This is a genomic window from Ruegeria sp. K7, from assembly GCF_056531785.1.
In genome coordinates this window covers 298824-318864 of the sequence record NZ_JBQFMJ010000003.1, presented here as the reverse complement: position 1 = coordinate 318864, position 20041 = coordinate 298824, and the positions used below count along the sequence as shown (strand labels likewise).

The following is a 20041-nucleotide window of genomic DNA, read 5'->3' as shown; positions in this document are numbered from 1 at the left end:
GTCAGTGATATTGACATTCCAAGTGCACACAGGAATCGATTCCCAGTTTTTGCGCAATTTCATGTCCATTTCAGGCAAAACTTGCGCAACAATCGGAAACAATTACCGGCTCAGGAGGTTCGCATGGCGGGATATGACGATCGTGACGGTGTCATCTGGTTGGATGGCAAACTTGTACCCTGGCGCGAGGCCAATGTGCATATTCTGACCCACGCAATGCATTATGCCTCGTCCGTATTCGAAGGCGAACGGGCGTATAACGGCAAAATTTTCAAAAGTCGCGAGCATTCGAAACGTCTGATCGCCTCGGCCGAGGCGCTGGATATGCCCATGCCTTATGACGTCGATCAAATCGAAGCCGCCAAGGAAGAGGCGCTGAAAGCCAGCGGTCTTCAGGATGCCTATGTACGCGCACTGGTCTGGCGCGGTTCGGGTGACGATATGGGTGTGGCTTCGGCCAGAAACCCGGTGCGGATGGCTGTCGCGGTCTGGCCCTGGGGCGCATATTATGGTGACGCCAAGATGCAGGGCGCCAAGCTGGACATCGCCGAATGGAAGCGGCCCAGCCCGGAAACCATACCGGTTCACGCCAAGGCGGCGGGCCTCTACATGATCTGCACGATCTCGAAACACAAAGCCGAAGCCAAAGGCTGCTCGGACGCCCTGTTCATGGATTGGCGTGGGTTTGTGGCCGAGGCAACCGGCGCCAACGTGTTCTTCGTCAAGGATGGCGAGGTCCACACTCCGTTGGCCGACTGCTTCCTGAACGGCATCACCCGCCAAACGGTCATTCAGATGCTGAAGGACAAAGGCATTACCGTGCACGAGCGCCGGATCAAACCGGAAGAGATGGCCGATTTCGAGCAATGCTGGCTGACCGGCACCGCTGCTGAGGTCACCCCGGTTGGGCAGATCGGCGACTATACGTTCGAAGTTGGCGATCTTACCCGCGAAATCGCGGCAGACTACGAAGCCCTCGTCCGCGCCTAATCCCGAGCCCGAGAACCATTGAAACCCTCGCTTTTGGCGGGGGTTTTTCTTTGCAGGTTGTCCGGATTTCCTTGCTGAACGTTCAGCCGGATGGACGATTGCGCAAGGATGTGTACAGTGCTGTCATGTTGGACCTGCTCAGCGATATCCTCACACGCCTGTCCCTGCGCGGGACGTTCTATTTCCGCACATCCTTTACGCCCCCCTTTGGAATTCAGGTTCCGGCCTTTGAAAACGTGGCTCGGTTCCATTTCGTGCAACGCGGGGAATTGAAGGTTCATGTGTCTTCAACCGGAGACACATTGCGCCTCAAACAAGGGGATCTGATCCTTGTTCCGCATGGGGCGGCCCATGCGTTGTTGTGCAACGAGGTCAGACCATTCGATGCGCTGCCACTGGAGCAGGTGCTGCAGCAGTCCGGCTATCAGGGTGACGGTGTTCTGGTCTATGGGGGCGAGGACAAGGATCGCGACACGCAGCTGATCTGCGGGCATTTCTCTTTCACCGCGCCACCGGGGCGACGCGGAACAGGACATATGCTGATTGATCGGCTGCCGCCCTATATTCTGATCGAAAATTACGGCGAAGAGGCGGGCGCCTGGATCGAGGCTACCCTGCGCATGATCGGGTCAGAAGTGAGCGGGGCCCGGATCGGGGGCGACCTGATCGCGCTGAAACTGTCCGAGGTCCTGTTTGCACAGGCAATCCGTGCCTATCTGGAACACCAAAGCCCCAGTAACGCCGCTCTGGCGGGATTTGCCGACCAGCGGGTTTCGCGCGCGCTTACCGCGTTTCACCGCGCCCCCGCACAGGAGTGGAGCGTGGAGACACTGGCCCGCGAGGCAGGAATGTCGCGCACGGCATTCGCACAGTTGTTTGCCGAGAAGATGGGAACGACACCCATGCAGTATCTGACCAACTGGCGCATGCAGATTGCCTGCCATGGCCTGACCGAAAGCCGCTGGAACGTCGCTGATGCCGCCGCCGAAGTGGGTTATGCCTCGGAGGCTGCGTTTTCCCGCGTTTTCAAAAAACAGATCGGCCTATCTCCCGCGGCCTATCGGGCGATGAACTAATACCTCGATCTGCTGAACGATCTGCAAAGAACTGCGAACGCCAAGAGCTAATACGTCCTGAATTGCACCCTTATCTTGGGGCTACTCCAAGCAAGGAAAGGAAACATCATGTCTCTTCGTTTCGTAACGCGCACCGTGCACGCCTATCTTGATTACCCGGTCGCCCTGGCCCTTATGATCCTGCCTTTTGTTCTGGGATTGGGTCAATCAAACCCGATCGCCTTGTGGCTGTCCGTCACAACGGGCGTCGCCGCATTTGTTTTGACCGTTCTGACCGATCATCACCTTGGGATATGGCGGGTCCTGCCCTACAAGCTCCATCTCACGGTGGACCTGATTGTCGGGATCACCTTTCTGCTGGCACCCAGCCTTTTTGGTTTCACCGGGCTGGACGCAGTCTTTTACTGGCTGAACGGTGCGGCCGTGGTTGTTGTCATTTCACTCAGCGCGCCCGAGCAAGGCGTCACCGCCTGAGTGCAAATTCAGACTTGAGTATTCCGACTAAAACAGTCAGATTATTAAGAAGCGCCGGATGCATCTGTTTCGGCATCAGGTTTCGGGGCGGTCTGCGAGCTTAGCGCAGCACAAGGTGACGGCACGCCACCGCCCCGAAAACGACTATGAGAGGTTTGGGATGTGTCGCCCGTTTGATGAACTCATGTCCAAACACGAGGCCGCGACCTCCTGCGGGTGTGGCTGCAATAAAGATTATGCCGCCTATCTCGATCAGAACGGGCCAATCAGTAAAGATACAGACACCCGAGTTTCCGAAGAAGAGTCAGCCCGTCTACGCGAGTCAGTGCGCCGTGTGTTTGAAGCCCGAGCCGCACGAAGCGGCCCGGTGAATGATTGACCAAACCGACCCGATATCAGAAATCGACGCCGCGCTGGGCTTTGATACCGGCCTGAAACGGGTGTTTTTCCACGTTCATTTCGGTGACCAGATCGGCATAATCCCGCAGCGCTTGAGGCGCGTCGCGACCTGTCAGAAAGACGCTGGTACGCCCTGACCGGTTCTTCAGCCCGTCGATCACCTGTTCGACCGAAAGGTACTCATAGCGCAATGCGATGTTGATCTCGTCCAGCACGACCAGATCATAATCTCCGCTGCTCATCAGCTTGCACGCTTTGTCGAAAGCAGCGTTTGCGGCGGCGATATCGCGTTCCTTGTCCTGTGTATCCCAGGTAAAACCTTCGCCCATGGTGTGCCATGTCACCAGATCGCGCTCTTCGAAAAAGCGCCGTTCACCGGTTTTCCATTTGCCCTTGATGAACTGTACGACGGCAACCTGCTGACCCCAGCCCAGCGCCCTGATCACGACACCAAATGCGGCCGAGGATTTGCCTTTGCCCTTGCCTGTGTTGATCAGAACCAGGCCGCGTTCGGGATCGACCGCCTCGGAAACCTTCTTACGGTGCTCAGCCTGCACCTTTTGCATCTTTTCCTTGTGATCCTGTGCGTCACTCATCGGGAAACCTCGTTGTTTGTCGCGCCCAAACTAGGGAAAGATGGCGAAAGGTAAAGTCACGCTTTGGGGTCCGTGACAGATCTGGCCTTGCCGCGCTCCAGCCCCAGCTGATGCTCGCGCCAGATCACCACCGCATTGCCGGCGATGACCAGAACTGCCCCAAGCAGAATGGCCAGCGTTGGCAGCTCATCGAACCAGACATAGCCGATGCCGATGGCAAACAACATGGTGGTATAGTCATATGGGGCCAGCATCGAGGCCTGTCCAAACCGGTACGAGGACGTCACCAGGATTTGCGCGACCCCCCCGGTCAGTCCCATCGCAATCAGTATCGCCAGCTGCTCCCATGTCGGCACAGCCCAGCCCCAGAATACCGTCAGCCCGGACAGGGCGGTCGCCGTAACCGAAAAGTAGAAAACGATCGCAGCCGGATGGTCGACCTGAACCAATTGCCGGATGTGAATCTGCACAAAGGCCCGCGCGATTGTTGCGCCCAGCACGCAAAGCGCACCAATTGTGGCTGCCAGTTCCAGTTCGGTGCTGCCAAGCCGCGGCCACAGCATGATCAGAACACCCAAAAGGCCCAGAACGACGGCACCAATACGGATCAAACGGATACGTTCGCCCAACATGACCGCTGCTAGAACGAGGGTGAAGATCGGGGTTGCGTAGCCAATGGCAGTCACTTCGGGCAGCGGCAGCAGGCTGAGCCCAGTGAAAGTCAAACCCATTGCGGTCGTGCCCAGAACACCGCGCCAGAAATGACCCATCGGCTTTTTGACCACGAAGCCCTGCGCCAGTTCCCCACGCGATATCAGCCAGATGATGATGACCGGAATGGCAAAGAGCGACCGGAAAAAAACCAGTTCACCCGGTGGAAAATCTTCTGACAATGCCTTGACCAGCGCCGACATCGAGGTGAACAGAAAAAGGGCGCTGAGTTTCAGCGCCACGGCCAGTACGGGTCGATGCGATGTTAAGGGTTTTGCCATCGGCGCGACCCTGCGCCTTTGCGGCGCAAAGATCAACGGCTGGAATCAGCGGTCTGTCCAGCTTGGCGGCAAGGTACTGCCGATCTCTTCCGCGAATTCTTCAAGAAAACGGATCATCCGGCCGATCCGCTGCTGCGCGATCTGTTTTCCGGTCTCGGTCAGCATGTCATTCGGCAGGCTGAGAAGCTTGACTTTCCAATGGTCGACCGAGAAGTGCAGGTCATCCAGAGGCCGGTGTTCTGCAAACGGGTCGGCCGGGTCATAAAGCGACCGCCCCAACGCGCCCGAAACAGAAAAGTTGCGGGCCACGCCGATCGCGCCCAACGCATCCAGCCGGTCGGCATCCCGCAGAATACGGGCCTCATCCGTTTCAGGCGTGATGTTGGCCGAAAAGCTGTGGGATTCAATTGCGTGCTGAATGGCGCGGATCTGATCCGGGCGATAGCCCAGTTCCCTCAGAACAGTCTCTGATTCCGTCGCGGACCGGCGCGAGGCCAGATGCCGGCAAGGGTCATCTTTTGGCAGGTTCACCAGATCATGCAGATAGCTTGCGGCCAGAAGCACGGCCATATCCGTTTCGCGATCCGCGATGGCCTGCGCATTCACCCAGACCCGGTCTAGGTGGGCCAGATCATGGGCAGGGTCGGTCTCCATCCGCTGCGCAACGATGCCGCGCAGGCGTGTCCGCAGATCAGCCGATCCGTCCACGGTTCTCTCCGATCTGGCCGCGGTGCAGCAGCAGGTGGTCTAGGATCACGCAAGCCATCATCGCCTCGCCTACCGGGACAGCGCGAATGCCGACGCAGGGGTCATGGCGGCCTTTGGTGATGATTTCGGTCTCTTCCCCGGATTTGGTGATCGTTTTGCGAGTGGTCAGGATGGACGAGGTCGGCTTGACCGCGAAACGGACCACAATGTCATGTCCGGTCGAGATACCGCCGAGAATACCGCCCGCGTGGTTCGAACTGAATTGCGGGCCGTTCTGGCCCATGAAGATCTCATCTGCATTGGCCTCTCCGGTCAGTTCCGCCGCGGCCATGCCCTCGCCGATCTCGACGCCCTTGACCGCATTGATCGACATCATCGCGGCGGCCAGATCAGTGTCTAACTTGGCATAAACCGGCGCACCAAGACCGGCAGGAACGCCGCGCGCCACCACTTCGACCACGGCACCAACCGAGTTTCCGGATTTGCGCAGATCGTCCAGAAAAGCCGCCCAACCCTCGGCCGCGTGCGCATCCGGGGTCCAAAACGGATTTTGTTCGATCTGGGACCAGTCGAAATTGTCGCGATTAATCTTGTGGGGTCCGATCTGCGTCATGTAACCGGTGATCTGAACATTGGGGGCAATCTGTTTGATCGCCTCACGCGCCAGACCTCCGGCCGCAACACGAGAGGCCGTTTCGCGGGCCGAACTGCGCCCACCACCGCGATAATCGCGGATGCCGTATTTCTGCCAGTAGGTGATATCGGCGTGGCCCGGGCGGAACTTGTCCATGATGTCGCCGTAATCTTTCGAGCGCTGATCGGTGTTTTCGATCATCAGCTGCACGGGGGTCCCGGTGGTCTGGCCTTCGAACACACCCGAGAGGATTTTCACCTGATCCGGTTCACGCCGCTGAGTGGTGAACTTGTTCTGCCCCGGTTTGCGCTTGTCCAGCCAGTGCTGGATCATTCCCTCGTCGATCGCGACGCCCGGCGGGCAGCCATCGACGGTCGCACCCAAAGCGGGTCCGTGGCTTTCACCCCAGGTGGTGACGCGGAAAAGATGGCCAAAGCTGTTCATCGACATGAGGCGTGCTCCTTTGCGCGATGTGATTAGCGGTCGCGGGGCCCGGCCTCAAGCGGATTTGCTGATTGGTCCGGGGGGCGCTGCCCGATGGGCAGCGCGTTTTGAGTATTTTTGAAAAGATGAAGTTCAGGCGACTTGCGCAATCTCTGCACGGGATTCGGTGATCTTGAGAGCGGCCTGTGCGGCTTCGCGCCCTTTTTTAACGAAATGCGCACGATAGATGGCGTTGTGGTGGTCGGTTTCCTGATACTGGTGCGGCGTGAGCGAGACCGAGAGGACGGGAACGCCCGTGTCCATTCCGGCGCGCATCAGCCCGTCGACCACGGCCTGTGCCACGAAATCATGCCGGTAGATGCCGCCATCCACGACAAAGGCGGCGCAGGCAACAGCGGCGTAGCGCCCGGTTTGGGCCAGATCGCGGGCCAGCAGAGGCATCTCGAACGCGCCCGGCACGTCGAAAACATCGACCTGATCGGCAGGGATCAGTTCCAGAAACCCGTCGAGCGCCCGGTCAACGATGTCCGAATGCCAGTTGGCTTTGACGAATGCATAGCGGGTGTGTGTCATCAAGATCTCCTTTCGGTTTGGTTGCCAACTGGCTGTCACGAGAACCGGTTCCCACTTTTCGCTGCCAGCCCGGCATGACACGTCACCCAAGGCGATCACGAGCCGCCGCGCCGTTTGGCGGCGCGCCAGCACGTTCTCTTTCATCCGGACTGTAACCGTCGGCTCTGGCCTCTCACCAGATCTGCTGACACCCCGGTCGCCGGGGCCGCTCGCGGGCTTGCGGGTCGTGACCCGCATACCGCCGGTGGGGAATTCCGCCCCGCCCTGAGAACGCGCGGACCTTGCCAAGGTGCGGGCGGTTCTGCAAGAGATTTCGCAGGAGGATAGACATGCACCCGAACCCTGCCTTCCGCGCTGAAGACACTGCGCGCCATATCGCCTTTGCCCGAGAACGGGCGTTCGGGGTTCTGGCCCTTTCTACAGATCAGGCGCCGTTGCTCAGCCATGTGCCTTTCTTAATTAGCGAAGATGGGGCCGTTGCCGACCTGCATCTGGTGCGATCGAACCCGATTGTGCACGCACTGAAACAGCCGCGTGTTGCCCGGATCGCCGTGTCCGGGCCGGACGGGTACATCTCACCCGATTGGTACGGGGCCGAGGACCAGGTGCCGACATGGAACTATGTCGCCGTGCACCTGACAGGCCGGATCAGGGTACTGCCACATTCTGAATTGCGGGATTTGCTGGATCGCCAATCCGCTTTCTACGAAGAGCGCCTGCGGCCCAAGCCGCCCTGGACCGCCGGAAAGATGAACTCGGACGCGTTGGAGCGCATGATGCGGATGATTGTCCCGTGCAGACTGCAGGTGGGCGACATTCAGGGCACCTGGAAGCTGAATCAGAACAAAACCGACAAGATGCGGCATTCTGCGGCCGATTACGTTGAAGCGGATGGTTTTGGCAGCGAGACCGGATTGCTGGCCACATTGATGCGGGGAACATGACCAGCCGGATCGGTCATTCGCTGAAGGTCGCCAGATAGGCCGCGATATCGTCGGCGCCCTTTTTCAGCCTGACGCTCATATTCGGACGCGCGGTTTCGTCATTAAGGTACTCCCTGATAAAGCCAATCGGATCTTGGGAGTAGGCAGAAATGTTCTCTTCGGTCCAAACCAGCCCTTCCTCGCCCGCCCGTATCATGTCGTCGGTAAACATGCCAATTGGCAGACGCTCGCTGCCATAGCGATAATCATTTTCGGCTCCGGCAACGCGACCTACGACACCAAAGAGATTCGGACCGGTTATGCCGCCTTTGACCAAAACCTCGCCATCTTTGATGATTGCGTGGCAGGAAGAACAGCGGTTGTAGAGTTTTTCGCCTTTTTCCGGATCGCCGGCGGCAGTGGCCTGAGATGCAGCGGCCAGCGCCAGGGTCACGACGGTTGCAAAGAGCTTTGACATAGAGAACGTCCTGTTGCGGGTGAGGTTTCCCCCGCCCTTCCGGGATTCCCGTTAAAAGTGCAACCGAAAACAGTCACAACTAAGTTATTGAAAAATATGTATTTTCAACTCAAAATTTACGTGACGGTGGAGGCCCTTAAAGTGGAAATTTGTGCGGCGAAATCTGGTCAGGAGTATGCAGACCGGGGACCTTGTGGCACGTCCGGTGTCAGCATCAGGACAGGTTCCCCGTTTCGATATGTGACCCCGAATCACGTTGCGCCCGATCTGCGGTGATCGGCAAATTTCCCCGCTTAACCCCACCGCTATCTTGAAAAAATGCCCCTTCGTTGTGACATGAATGCCCAGATGCGGCGTAGTGCGCGCCTATGACCGCTGGACGAACCGTTTTCTCCCGGATAGATAGCCGCGATGAGACGCCGTATTTGATGCGGTGCTGATGCATGTTTGCCCGGTCCACCCGGGCGTCGGAATCGGAGAAAACCTCGTGTCCCACGCAGAAGACCACGAAGGCACCCGCAGAGATTTCCTCTACTACGTCGCTGGCGGCGCAGGTGTCGTTGCAACGGGGGCGGCCGTCTGGCCCCTGGTCAACCAAATGAACCCATCGGCAGACGTTCAGGCGCTGTCCTCGATCCGCGTGGATGTCAGCGGGGTTGAGCCGGGTACGCAGCTGACAGTCAAGTGGCTGGGCAAGCCCGTGTTCATCCGTCACCGCACCGGTGCCGAGATCCAGGAAGCGCAGGAGCAGGACGCCGAAGGCGTTGACGCACTGCCGGATCCGCTGGCCCGCAACTTCAACCTGAACGCTGATGCGCCGGCAACCGACGCCAACCGCGTTATGCCTTCGCCTGAAGGCGAAGCACCGGGCGCATGGATCGTTCAGATGGGCGTCTGCACCCATCTGGGTTGCGTGCCTTTGGGTGATGCCGGCGATTTTGGCGGCTGGTTCTGCCCCTGCCACGGTTCGCACTATGATCTTGCCGGTCGTATCCGCAAAGGCCCCGCGCCTGAAAACCTGCCCGTTCCGCCTGCGGAGTGGACGGATAACTCCACCATCAGACTCGGCTAAGGGAGACCCAGATGTCCGGAATTCCCCACGATCATTACGAGCCGAAGACAAACGGCGAAAAGTGGCTGAACAGCCGCCTTCCCATCGTCGGCCTGCTGTATGACACCCTCATGATCCCGACCCCCAAGAACCTGAACTGGTGGTGGATCTGGGGCATCGTTCTGGCGTTCTGCCTGGCGCTGCAAATCGTCACCGGCATCATCCTGGTGATGCACTATACTCCGCATGTCGATCTGGCCTTTGCCAGCGTCGAACACATCATGCGCAACGTGAATGGCGGCTACTTTATCCGCTATCTGCACATGAACGGCGCGTCGCTGTTCTTTGTTGCGGTCTATATTCACATGTTCCGCGGCCTGTTCTACGGCTCGTACAAAGCCCCGCGTGAGATCACGTGGATCATCGGTATGCTGATCTACCTGATGATGATGGGCACTGCCTTCATGGGCTACGTTCTGCCCTGGGGTCAGATGTCTTTCTGGGGTGCGACCGTGATCACCGGCCTGTTTGGCGCGATCCCGTTCGTTGGCGATGCGATCCAGACCTGGCTGCTGGGCGGACCCGCCGTGGACAACGCCACGCTGAACCGCTTCTTCTCGTTGCACTACCTGCTGCCATTCATCATCGCGGCGCTGGTCATCGTGCACATCTGGGCCTTCCACACCACCGGAAACAACAACCCCACGGGTGTTGAGGTGCGTCGTGGCTCGAAGGCCGAGGCCGAGAAAGACACGCTGCCGTTCTGGCCCTACTTCGTGATCAAGGACCTGTTTGCGCTGGCCGTGATCCTGGTAATCTTCTGGGCGATTGTCGGTTTCATGCCGAACTACCTGGGCCACCCGGACAACTACATCGAAGCCAACCCGCTGGTTACGCCTGCGCACATCGTTCCCGAATGGTACTTCCTGCCGTTCTACGCGATCCTGCGTGCGTTCACTGGTGAGGTCTGGGTTGTTCAGTTCGCCAGCTTCATCACCGGCGGTATCGTCGACGCCAAGTTCTTTGGTGTGATTGCGATGTTCGGTGCGATCCTGGCAATGGCTCTGGCACCCTGGCTGGACACGTCGACCGTGCGTTCGGGCAAGTACCGCCCGATGTTCAAATGGTGGTTCTACCTGCTGATCATCGACTTCTTCGCCCTGATGTGGCTGGGTGCGATGCCCGCGGAAGAGCCTTACGCAACCTTCTCGCTGATCGCGTCCGCCTACTGGTTCGCCTATTTCTTCGTGATCCTGCCGATCCTGGGTGTTATCGAAAAACCCGAGGCGCAGCCGGAAACCATCGAAGAAGACTTCAACGCGCATTATGGCAAGGCAGACGCCGACGCCACGCCGGCCGAGTAAGAAGAGGGACCGGAAACATGTTCAAGAAACTTGCAATCGGTGCCGCGTTTGCCATCGCCCTTACCCCTGCTGCGTCCCTCGCGGCAGGTGGCGGCGAGCAGCACATCGAAGACTTCGACTTCTCGTTCGAAGGCCCCTTTGGCACCTGGGATCAAAACCAGCTGCAGCGTGGTCTTCAGGTCTACACTGAAGTCTGTGCGGCCTGCCACGGCCTAAGATACGTACCCCTGCGCGACCTTGAGGCGCTGGGATATTCGGAAGAAGAAGTCATCGCCTATGCGGCTGGCAACTTTGAAGTGTTCGATCCCGAGCTTGACGATTTCCGTCCGGCGATCCCGACTGACCACTTCCCGGCCAATGACGGCGTTGGCGCACCGGACCTGAGCCTGATGGCCAAGGCCCGTGCCGGCTTCCACGGCCCTTATGGTCTGGGCATCAACCAGCTGTTCAAAGGCATGGGCGGCGCGGAATACATCGCCTCGCTGCTGGATGGCTATACCGGTAAGGAAAAGGAAGAGGCAGGTGCGGTTCTGTACGAAAACACCGCCTTCCCGGGTGGCTGGATTTCGATGGCACCGCCGCTGGCCGAAGATCAGGTGGAGTTCGCCGATGGCCACCCTGCCACCGTCGAAGCCATGTCCGAGGACATCGCCGCCTTCCTGATGTGGACCGCCGAGCCCAAGATGATGGACCGCAAGAATGCCGGTTTCGTTGGAGTTCTGTTCCTGTCGGTCCTGTCGGTCCTGCTGTATCTGGTCAACAAGCGCCTTTGGGCTCCCCACAAAGGCAAGAAGCTGCACTAAGCACTGACCCGCAAAGAACGAAGAAACCCCCCCGCCATTGGCAGCGGGGGTTTTTTGTTGTGGCCTGAGGGAAGGGGCCAGCCCCTTCTTGGCCTGCGGCCAATTCAACCCCGGGATATTTCTGGCCAGATGAAAAGCGGATCAGGCCGTCAGTTGGGTATCTGTGGTACCCCTAATGGTGGCTGTCACAATCTGGCCTTCGGTTTGCGGTGTGGAAAACGTCACTTCGGTGAACTGCTCGGTCCGGCCCATGTTCGGGTTCTCCATCAGGATGTGATGGGTACTGCCGATCTGGGCGGTCAGGTGTTTGGAGACCTGAACCGCTCCTGCCGCGCGTAAACGGGCGGCGCGGTCTTTGATGACATTGCCGTTGATCTGCTGCGGTATTCGGGCCGCAGGAGTGCCATCGCGTTTGGAATACGGGAAGACGTGCAGCCAGGTCAGGTCGCAATCTTTGACCAGCTTCAGCGAGTTCTCGAAATGCGCTTCGGATTCGGTTGGGAAACCCGCGATGATATCGGCGCCAAAGGTCATATCGGGGCGCAGTTTGCGGGCCTCTTCCGTGAAGCGAATTGCATCATCGCGCAGGTGGCGGCGCTTCATGCGCTTCAGGATCAGATCGTCGCCATGCTGCAACGACAGGTGCAGATGCGGCATCAGGCGCGGCTCGGTCGCGATCGCTTGCATCAGGTTTTCATCCACCTCGATGGAATCAATCGAACTTATCCGCAGGCGCGGCAGGTCCGGTACCAGCTTCAGAATGCGCATCACCAGATCACCCAGCTTGGGCTGCGCCGGCAGGTCTGCCCCCCACGAGGTCAGGTCTACACCCGTCAAGACAACTTCGTTGTACCCCCGCTCCACCAGCCGTTTGATCTGGTCGACCACAACGCCCGCCGGGACGCTACGCGAATTGCCACGGCCATAAGGGATGATGCAGAAAGTGCACCGATGGTCACAGCCATTCTGGACCTGCACATAAGCGCGCGAGCGCGTGCCGAACCCGTCGATCAGGTGCCCGGCGGTTTCGGTCACGGACATGATGTCGTCGACCTGCACGGATTCGGTCTCGCCGATGAAGTCGGCAGCCATGCTTTTCCATGTCGCGGGCTGCATTTTTTCGGTATTCCCGATCACCGCGTCGACCTCGTCCATACTGGCAAATGTCTCGGGCTCGGTCTGGGCCGCACAACCGGTGACAATCAGACGCGCATTGGGGTTTTCCCGCCGAAGCTTGCGGATTTCCTGCCGGGCCTTGCGCACCGCCTCGGCCGTGACAGCACATGTGTTCACGACAACAGCATCTGTCAGCCCCGCCTCCCGCGACAGTTCTTTCATCGCCTCGGTTTCATAGGCGTTCAGGCGGCAGCCCAGTGTGGTGAATTTGGGCGGGTTCATCCCAGCGACCCCAGGAATTCAGGCGTCAGCGTACCCGAGAAGACATGGCAGGTCGGCCCGGTCATCCAGACGCCATCCTTGCGCCAGTCGATCCAGATTGTTCCGCCGTCCAGTTCGATCTGAACCTTGCGCCCGGTCAGGCCCCGGCGCGCGGCTGAAACGGCCGTCGCGCAAGAAGAAGAGCCCGAAGCCAAAGTGATACCCACGCCACGCTCCCACACGCGCATACGCAGGTGATCCGGTCCGATGACCTGCACCACCTGTACATTGGTGCGTTCGGGGTAAAGGGGGTGATGCTCGTATCGCGCGCCGAACTCCGTCAGGGGAATCGCCTCGGCGTCCTCGACAAAAAAGGTGCAATGCGGGTTGCCCATACCGGTGGCGCTCGGGCTGCCCTCGATCGGCAGTTCCAGCGTATCGACATCTTCTGCGAGCGGGATCTCGTGCCAGTCCAACTGCGGAGGCCCCATGTTCACTGCAGTCAGCCCGTCGCCCACATCCCGCGCAACAAGCGTACCGCGTTCTGTTGTCAGGGTCAGGTTGGATTTTCCGGTCTCCTCCATCAGAAACCGGGCAATGCAGCGGGTGGCATTCCCGCAAGCCGCAGACGTCGACCCATCTGCATTGTAAAACACCAGATGCGCGTCTTCTTCGCCTTGCTGAATGACGGCAAGCTGGTCGAAACCCACACCCATCTGACGATGCCCGATTCCCCGCGCCAGGGCGGGCGTCATCTCCACCGACGCCGCACGTGCGTCGAGAATGACGAAGTCATTTCCCAGCCCGTGCATCTTCATGAATGGCAATCCGGTATCGAGTCTCAGCTGCATGGCGCGCATATAACCCTGCGCAGGACATGAATCCAGCCTGACAGGAAGATTCGTGAAAAAAGGGGTTGACCCCCCTGCGCCACCTGCCTAATTAGGCCGCCTATCGGGTCGCCTGAAACACTGATTTTTCAAGCGGAACGAGGTGCAAAAAAGGTCTTGAACCCAACCGGGAACTTGCCTTAAAGAGCGCCACGGATCGACGAGATCCAAAAAAGAGTGGGCCGTTAGCTCAGTTGGTAGAGCAACTGACTTTTAATCAGTGGGTCGCAGGTTCGAATCCTGCACGGCTCACCACTTTTTCAAAATCAGGCCTGCACGCAGATGGCTGAGGTGAAGTTGAAACCCGGTCGCTCCGCGTCGTGAAAGCCAGCTTCCGAAAGTTCACGCCTTTGGTCTTGATCAAGCCCTGTTTCCCAAACTCCGAACTCGTAGTGCCCAGCTTTCCTTTCGATTTGAACGGCATCCGAGCCATATAATCCGCCTCGAATTTGAATGCTGTGTGATACCGATCTTCTTCGATTGACCCTAAGTTTTTGTCATTATCCGGCGGGGGTGTGCCAGCACCTCTCTCAGAATTCAGCCATGATGACATCAGTTCAATTGGCATTTTCCCTCAGTAATGGCTCTCTGAATTTGTAAGAGTCCGCGTCAGACGGCTGTCACTGCGGGAATTCACATCTAAACATCTGAAGTTCATAGTTACTGTGACAGTGCGCTTCTGAAATTTTTCAAGATCGCCAATTATTCGTAAATTTGTTTACAAAATTTTGTTTCAAATCCAGTTATTTATTGTGAAATTTTCCACCCGCTTTCCATTATTGAAATGCACATAAGTGCGCTTTCGTCTGCTGGAAGAGGAGCCAGACGGCGAAAGAAAGGGAAATGGGAGGAATTAATGACCAACAAATCTATCACACGCCGCGGCGTGCTGAAGTCTGGTGCCGTTGCAGGTACCGGTCTGGCCCTGCCTACGATCTTCACGGCTTCGTCGGCTGCTGCTTTTACCAACGAACCGACGGGGTCATCCGTCACTTTGGGCTTCAATGTCCCACAAACCGGGCCTTATGCCGAGGAAGGCAATGACGAACTGCTGGCGCAACAGCTTGCGGTCGAGCATCTGAACGGTGAGGGTGATGGCGGCTGCCTGAACACCTTTACGTCCAAGGCGCTGAAAGGGAACGGCATCCTGGGCAAGAAGGTCGAGTTCGTCACAGGCGACACGCAGACCAAGTCAGACGCCGCACGCGCATCGGCAAAGTCGATGATCGAAAAAGACGGCGCGATCATGATTAACGGTGGTTCGTCCTCGGGCGTGGCCGTTGCCGTTCAGGGTCTGTGCCAGGAGGCAGGCGTGATTTTCATGGCGGGTCTGACCCACGCCAACGACACGACAGGCAAGGACAAGAAAGCCAACGGTTTCCGCCATTTTTTCAACGCATACATGTCGGGCGCAGCACTTGCCCCCGTGCTGGCAGCGGAAATGGGCAAGGAACGCCGCGCCTACCACCTGACGGCCGACTACAACTGGGGCTGGACCCAGGAAGAGTCGATCGTCGCATCGACCGAAGCCTTGGGATGGGAAACGGTCAACACGGTCAAGACACCACTCGCGTCAACGGACTTCTCGTCCTACATCACGCCGGTTCTGAACTCGGGCGCAGACGTTCTGGTCCTGAACCACTACGGCGGCAACATGGTGAACTCGCTCACCAATGCGATCCAGTTCGGCTTGCTGGACAAGGTGGCCAACGGCAAGGACTTCAAGATCGTCGTGCCGCTGTACTCGGAACTGATGGCCGCCGGTGCGGGCGAGAACATCAAAGGCGTGCTGGGTTCGATGAACTGGAACTGGCAGCTGCAGGATGAGGGCACCAAGGCCTTCGTGAAGTCCTTTGGCGAAAAGTACGGCAAACCGCCGTCCAACTCGGCACAGACCTGCTATGCGCAGGTGCTGCTCTATGCGGATGCCTGCGAGCGTGCGGGTACCTTCAATCCGTGCGGTGTTGTTGAAGCTCTGGAAGACTTCGAGTTCGACGGTCTGGGCAACGGCCCAACCTGGTATCGCGGCGCCGACCATCAGTGCTTCAAGGACGTGCTGGTCGTTCGCGGCAACGAGAACCCGACCAACGCTTACGACACGCTGGAAATCGTCGAGATCACGCCGCGTGCTCAGGTCGAGTACGATCCGGAGCATCCGATGTTCGCCGGTGGCGCACTCGGAGAATGCAACCCGGGCGCGTAAGCCCCTGTGTTTGAGTCTGGCCGCCCCATCGGCGGCCAGACATTCGCGGCAGGGCTGATCCTGTCGCACCACACTCCACACTGACCAAGCCTGAGGTGGGCCAATGGACGCCATCCTACTGCAAATCCTGAACGGTCTGGACAAAGGCTCGGCCTATGCACTGATTGCCTTGGGACTGACCCTTATTTTCGGAACGCTGGGCGTTGTGAACTTTGCCCACGGGGCACTGTTCATGATCGGTGCGTTCTGTGCCGTAACCTTGCAAAAGCTCATGAACCTGAGCTTCGTGACCATCGACGAAACCCAAACCGACTTTCTGGGCAACCCGCTGAAGGTCGAAACACCCTATGTCGAGGCCTGGTTCGGTCCCGAGTTCGGCGCGACGATCATCGACTGGTCTGTTCCGCTGGCCATCCTGTTCGCGATCCCGATCATGCTGTTCGTCGGCTATGTGATGGAGCGCGGGCTGATCAAGCATTTCTACAAGCGCCCCCACGCGGACCAGATCCTTGTCACCTTTGGTTTGGCGATCGTGTTGCAGGAAATCGTGAAGTATTTCTTCGGCGCCAACCCGATCCAGACGCCGCCGCCCGACGCACTCAGCGGCTCTGTCGACCTTGGCACAATGATCGGCTTCGATCCCAACGCGATCATTTATCCGATCTGGCGCCTGGTTTACTTCGGATTTGCCGTCGCCATCATCGGTGCCGTCTTCTCGTTCCTGCAGTTCACGACCTTTGGCATGGTTGTCCGCGCCGGAATGGCCGACCGCGAGACGGTGGGCTTGCTGGGTATCAATATCGACCGCCGCTTTACCATCATGTTCGGCATCGCGGCCGCTGTGGCTGGCTTGGCCGGTGTAATGTACGGGCCGCTCAACCCGCCAAATTATCACATGGGGATGGACTTTCTGGTCCTCAGCTTTGTTGTGGTTGTTGTCGGCGGCATGGGTTCGCTGCCCGGAGCGGTGCTGGCTGGCTTCCTGCTGGGCGTTCTTGAAAGCTTTGCCTCAACGACCTGGGCCACCACAACAATCCCCGGAATCAACCAAATCATCATCTACCTTATTGCCATTATCGTGCTGCTGACACGCCCGCGCGGGTTGATGGGACGCAAAGGCGTGATGGAGGAATAATCGATGTTGGGACTGAACAAGAAAGACACCAGCCTTCTGATCATCGTCGGCCTTCTTACCCTGCTGGCCCCCTTCATCCTGAACCCGTTCCCGGAAGGCAGCGCCATGGCGCAGTTCAACGCGGGCTATCCGGACCTGATGCAGCGCTTTGTTATCTTTGGCATCTTTGCCATCGGGTTCAACATCCTGTTCGGTCTGACCGGATACCTGTCCTTCGGTCACGCGGCCTTTTTGGGCGTGGGGTCGTATTCGGCCGTGTGGATGTTCAAGCTGCTGAGTTACAACATCATCCCGGCCATAGCGCTCAGCGTAGTGGTGGCAGGGCTATTCTCGCTGCTGATCGGCTTTGTCAGCTTGCGCCGGTCCGGCATCTATTTCTCGATCCTGACGCTGGCCTTTGCACAGATGAGTTTTGCGCTGGCCTATTCGGTGCTGTCGAACCCCAAGTTCAACCTGACAAACGGGGAAACCGGTCTGCAGGTCTATGCCGACGATCCCCAAATTCTGCAGGGGGCCAACGCGCCGGATCTGCCACACTTGTTCGGCCTGCCGATGCGCGCGACCTACACGATGGATGTCGGCGCGTGGAGCTTTGACTTCAACGCGGGCTATTACCTGTGTGCAGTAATCATGATGGTTGTGTTTTATCTTTCGATCCGTATTTTCCGCTCGCCTTTCGGAATGATGCTGCGCGCGGTGAAATCGAACCAGCAACGGATGAACTATACCGGCCTGAACTCCAAACCTTACACCCTGGCGGCCTTTGTCATCTCGGGCATGTACGCTGGCCTGGCCGGTGGTCTGATGGCGGCAATGGATCCGCTGGCAGGGGCCGAGCGGATGCAGTGGACCGCCTCGGGCGAGGTTGTTCTGATGACCATTCTTGGCGGCACCGGCACCTTGATCGGTCCGGTTCTGGGCGCTGGATTCATCAAGTATTTCGAGAACATCTTCTCGAAGATCAACGACAACGTCCTGCACAGCTGGTTCGCCTTCCTTCCCGACGGGCTGGAGGACGCGGTGGTGTTCCTGATCCATCCGTTCATCGGCAAAGGCTGGCACCTTACGTTGGGCATCCTGTTCATGCTGGTGGTGATCTACCTGCCGGGTGGCCTTGTTGAAGGTGGTCAACGATTGCTGAACCGCTTGAAGCGCAAGAAATCGGGTACCGACGATGCGCCGTCGGGCAAAACGGAACCGGCGGAGTAAGGGGCGGACCATGGCAATACTAAGAGTCAAAGATGTCAGCAAACGCTTCGGTGGCCTCAAGGCGCTGACGGATGTGAACCTCAATGTCGAGGAGAACTCGGTTCACGCGATCATCGGACCAAACGGGGCGGGCAAGTCGACCCTGCTGAACTGTCTTGTGGGCAAACTGATGCCGGACACTGGTTCGGTGCTGTTCGACAACAACTCGGTTCTGGGGCTTGAACCCTTCCAGATCAACCAGATGGGCATCAGCCGCGTGTTTCAGACGCCGGAGATTTTTGGCGAACTGACGGTGATGGAAAACATGCTGATCCCGATCTTTGCAATGCGGGACGGCGCGTTCCGGATGCACGCCTATGAGACCATTGCCAACGAAAAGGCCATAGTCGAACAGGCCGAGGCGATGCTGGAAGAGATGAACATGGCCGACAAGCGCGAGATGCATGCTGCCGCACTGTCGCGTGGCGACAAACGGCGGTTGGAGATCGGCATGTGCCTCAGCCAGAATCCCCGACTGTTGCTCTTGGACGAACCGACGGCGGGCATGGCGCGGGCCGATACCAACAACACGATTGATCTGCTGAAGCAAATCAAGGACGAGCGCGACATCACCATCGCCATCATCGAACACGACATGCACGTGGTTTTCAGCCTGGCCGAGCGCATCACAGTGCTGGCGCAGGGCACGCCCCTTGTTGAAGACACTCCGGAAAATATCCGCGGAAACCCCAAGGTCCGCGAAGCCTATCTCGGCGAAGCTGCGTAAGGAAAAGCTATGAACGAGAAACCTGACTTTTCAAAAAACGCCAATTTGGCCAGCACTGCGCCTGCATTTCTCTCGGTGTGGGACATGCACTCCTACTACGGAGAAAGCTATATCGTGCAGGGCGTCAGCTTCAACGTGCACGAAGGCGAGATTCTTGCCCTGCTCGGGCGCAACGGTGCAGGAAAGACTTCGACACTCCGTTCCATTGCCAGAGTGGGCGAGCCGGAAGTGCGGCATGGCGAAATCTGGCTTGACCATCAACCGCTCCACAAAATGACAAGTTACGAAGCGGCGGCGGCTGGCCTTGGTCTGGTGCCGGAAGACAGAAGAATCATCCCAGGCCTGACTGTCGAGGAAAACCTGCAGCTTGCGCAGATTGCGCCGCCAATCGGCTGGTCACTGGACCGGCTTTACGAGTTGTTCCCACGACTGGGCGAGCGCCGGAAACAAGAGGGAATAACCTTGTCGGGCGGTGAACAGCAAATGTTGTCAATCGCCAGAGCCTTGGCCAGAGATATCAAGGTCCTGCTTCTGGACGAACCTTATGAAGGCTTGGCCCCTGTCATCGTCGACGAAATCGAAAAAACACTGATCCACGTCAAACAGCAGGGTATGACAACGATCATAGTCGAGCAAAACGCAGTTCGCGCTTTGGAATTGGCGGACCGTGCTATTATCCTGGATACGGGGACTATTGTTTTCGACGGCACCGCGAAAGAGGTGCTTGAAGACACTAATCTTCGTGAAGAGTATCTGGCGATCTAAGCTTGCTTCGAGTTCGAAGACTGGCGCCGTTTTCGGACTACGAGCTGGATTTCTCGAAAGCTCTCGATTCCGGGTCAGACTGATCAGGTTTCCTCGGCAGAGCGATACAAACGCGATAACAGCGATGGCAGAAATACTGGATTTCGGGGGCGCGTCACTGTCGGTTCACGCGCAAACCTGATCAGTTCAGG

Annotated in this window: 20 protein-coding genes, 1 tRNA gene and 1 riboswitch; of the genes, 13 read left to right on the top strand and 8 right to left on the bottom strand. The window is 58.2% G+C overall.

All coding sequences use genetic code 11. The features are described 5' to 3' along the window. Nucleotides 1-123: 123 nt before the first annotated feature. The 3 genes from ACR0FE_RS08535 (at nt 124) to ACR0FE_RS08525 (ending at nt 2540) form a co-directional block, all read left to right on the top strand. A complete protein-coding gene (locus tag ACR0FE_RS08535; protein ID WP_170612547.1) occupies nt 124-990 on the top strand; it encodes a branched-chain amino acid aminotransferase in 867 nt (288 codons plus the stop codon). Nucleotides 991-1115: 125 nt separating this feature from the next. Continuing rightward, the gene (locus ACR0FE_RS08530) at nt 1116-2066 is read left to right on the top strand and encodes an AraC family transcriptional regulator (protein ID WP_170613139.1); all 951 of its coding nucleotides are present in this window, start codon (nt 1116-1118) and stop codon (nt 2064-2066) included. A gap of 108 nt (nt 2067-2174) precedes the next feature. Continuing rightward, nucleotides 2175-2540, top strand: coding sequence for an SPW repeat domain-containing protein (locus ACR0FE_RS08525; protein ID WP_170612549.1), 366 nt, complete (start codon nt 2175-2177; stop codon nt 2538-2540). A gap of 395 nt (nt 2541-2935) precedes the next feature. On the opposite strand, the gene cobO is transcribed toward ACR0FE_RS08525, so the two are convergent. From cobO to ACR0FE_RS08500, 5 genes are all read right to left on the bottom strand, one after another. Continuing rightward, entirely contained in the window at nt 2936-3535 is a 600-nt protein-coding gene (gene cobO, locus ACR0FE_RS08520) for a cob(I)yrinic acid a,c-diamide adenosyltransferase (RefSeq protein ID WP_321250028.1), read from the bottom strand. A gap of 56 nt (nt 3536-3591) precedes the next feature. Then, the gene (locus ACR0FE_RS08515; RefSeq protein WP_480912376.1) at nt 3592-4527 is read right to left on the bottom strand and encodes a DMT family transporter; all 936 of its coding nucleotides are present in this window, start codon (nt 4525-4527) and stop codon (nt 3592-3594) included. A 45-nt stretch (nt 4528-4572) separates the two neighbouring features. Then, the gene (locus ACR0FE_RS08510) at nt 4573-5235 is read right to left on the bottom strand and encodes an HD domain-containing protein (RefSeq protein ID WP_170612555.1); all 663 of its coding nucleotides are present in this window, start codon (nt 5233-5235) and stop codon (nt 4573-4575) included. Beyond that, nucleotides 5219-6319: a chorismate synthase gene (gene aroC, locus ACR0FE_RS08505; RefSeq protein WP_480912373.1), complete on the bottom strand. Its 1101-nt coding sequence runs from the start codon at nt 6317-6319 to the stop codon at nt 5219-5221. The genes ACR0FE_RS08510 and aroC overlap by 17 nt, the downstream gene beginning before the upstream one ends. 126 nt (nt 6320-6445) lie before the next feature. Continuing rightward, the gene (locus ACR0FE_RS08500; protein WP_170612559.1) at nt 6446-6886 is read right to left on the bottom strand and encodes a 6,7-dimethyl-8-ribityllumazine synthase; all 441 of its coding nucleotides are present in this window, start codon (nt 6884-6886) and stop codon (nt 6446-6448) included. Between the two features lie 128 nt (nt 6887-7014). Further along, nucleotides 7015-7162, bottom strand: a riboswitch (FMN riboswitch). A gap of 53 nt (nt 7163-7215) precedes the next feature. On the opposite strand from ACR0FE_RS08500, the gene ACR0FE_RS08495 reads away from it, so the two are divergent. Further along, a complete protein-coding gene (locus tag ACR0FE_RS08495; protein ID WP_480912370.1) occupies nt 7216-7830 on the top strand; it encodes an FMN-binding negative transcriptional regulator in 615 nt (204 codons plus the stop codon). Nucleotides 7831-7843: 13 nt separating this feature from the next. Here ACR0FE_RS08495 and ACR0FE_RS08490 read toward each other — a convergent pair whose 3' ends face one another. Continuing rightward, nucleotides 7844-8287, bottom strand: coding sequence for a cytochrome c family protein (locus ACR0FE_RS08490; protein ID WP_170612563.1), 444 nt, complete (start codon nt 8285-8287; stop codon nt 7844-7846). 487 nt (nt 8288-8774) lie between these two features. Here ACR0FE_RS08490 and petA point away from each other — a divergent pair, with 487 nt between their 5' ends. From petA to ACR0FE_RS08475, 3 genes are read left to right on the top strand one after another with little or no spacing between them, the layout of a single operon-like run. Then, on the top strand, nt 8775-9359 hold the full coding sequence (petA, locus tag ACR0FE_RS08485; RefSeq protein ID WP_170612564.1) for a ubiquinol-cytochrome c reductase iron-sulfur subunit: 585 nt from the start codon (nt 8775-8777) through the stop codon (nt 9357-9359). An 11-nt stretch (nt 9360-9370) separates the two neighbouring features. Beyond that, a complete protein-coding gene (petB, locus tag ACR0FE_RS08480; RefSeq protein ID WP_170682649.1) occupies nt 9371-10702 on the top strand; it encodes a cytochrome b in 1332 nt (443 codons plus the stop codon). Between the two features lie 17 nt (nt 10703-10719). Continuing rightward, nucleotides 10720-11505 (top strand): cytochrome c1, encoded by a 786-nt coding sequence (locus ACR0FE_RS08475; protein ID WP_480912367.1) that lies wholly within the window; start codon nt 10720-10722, stop codon nt 11503-11505. A 141-nt stretch (nt 11506-11646) separates the two neighbouring features. Here the strand turns inward: ACR0FE_RS08475 and mtaB are convergent, their stop codons facing one another. Both mtaB and dapF read right to left on the bottom strand, forming a co-directional pair. Continuing rightward, complete coding sequence (mtaB, locus tag ACR0FE_RS08470) at nt 11647-12903, bottom strand: tRNA (N(6)-L-threonylcarbamoyladenosine(37)-C(2))-methylthiotransferase MtaB (protein WP_480912365.1); 1257 nt, start codon at nt 12901-12903, stop codon at nt 11647-11649. Next, on the bottom strand, nt 12900-13742 hold the full coding sequence (gene dapF / locus ACR0FE_RS08465; protein ID WP_480912363.1) for a diaminopimelate epimerase: 843 nt from the start codon (nt 13740-13742) through the stop codon (nt 12900-12902). The genes mtaB and dapF overlap by 4 nt, the downstream gene beginning before the upstream one ends. Nucleotides 13743-13951: 209 nt before the next feature. On the opposite strand from dapF, the gene ACR0FE_RS08460 reads away from it, so the two are divergent. The 6 genes from ACR0FE_RS08460 (at nt 13952) to ACR0FE_RS08435 (ending at nt 19850) form a co-directional block, all read left to right on the top strand. Beyond that, a tRNA-Lys gene (locus ACR0FE_RS08460) sits at nt 13952-14027 on the top strand. A gap of 601 nt (nt 14028-14628) precedes the next feature. Next, nucleotides 14629-15975 (top strand): substrate-binding protein, encoded by a 1347-nt coding sequence (locus ACR0FE_RS08455; protein ID WP_480912360.1) that lies wholly within the window; start codon nt 14629-14631, stop codon nt 15973-15975. A 103-nt stretch (nt 15976-16078) separates the two neighbouring features. Beyond that, nucleotides 16079-17110 carry a branched-chain amino acid ABC transporter permease gene (locus tag ACR0FE_RS08450; protein ID WP_170612576.1) on the top strand — a complete coding sequence of 344 codons (1032 nt, stop codon included), beginning with the start codon at nt 16079-16081 and terminating at the stop codon, nt 17108-17110. A gap of 3 nt (nt 17111-17113) precedes the next feature. Next, nucleotides 17114-18319, top strand: coding sequence for a branched-chain amino acid ABC transporter permease (locus ACR0FE_RS08445; RefSeq protein ID WP_170612578.1), 1206 nt, complete (start codon nt 17114-17116; stop codon nt 18317-18319). A 10-nt stretch (nt 18320-18329) separates the two neighbouring features. Next, entirely contained in the window at nt 18330-19085 is a 756-nt protein-coding gene (locus ACR0FE_RS08440; RefSeq protein WP_321250001.1) for an ABC transporter ATP-binding protein, read from the top strand. 9 nt (nt 19086-19094) lie between these two features. Further along, nucleotides 19095-19850, top strand: coding sequence for an ABC transporter ATP-binding protein (locus tag ACR0FE_RS08435; protein WP_170680279.1), 756 nt, complete (start codon nt 19095-19097; stop codon nt 19848-19850). The last annotated feature ends 191 nt before the right edge of the window (nt 19851-20041 follow it).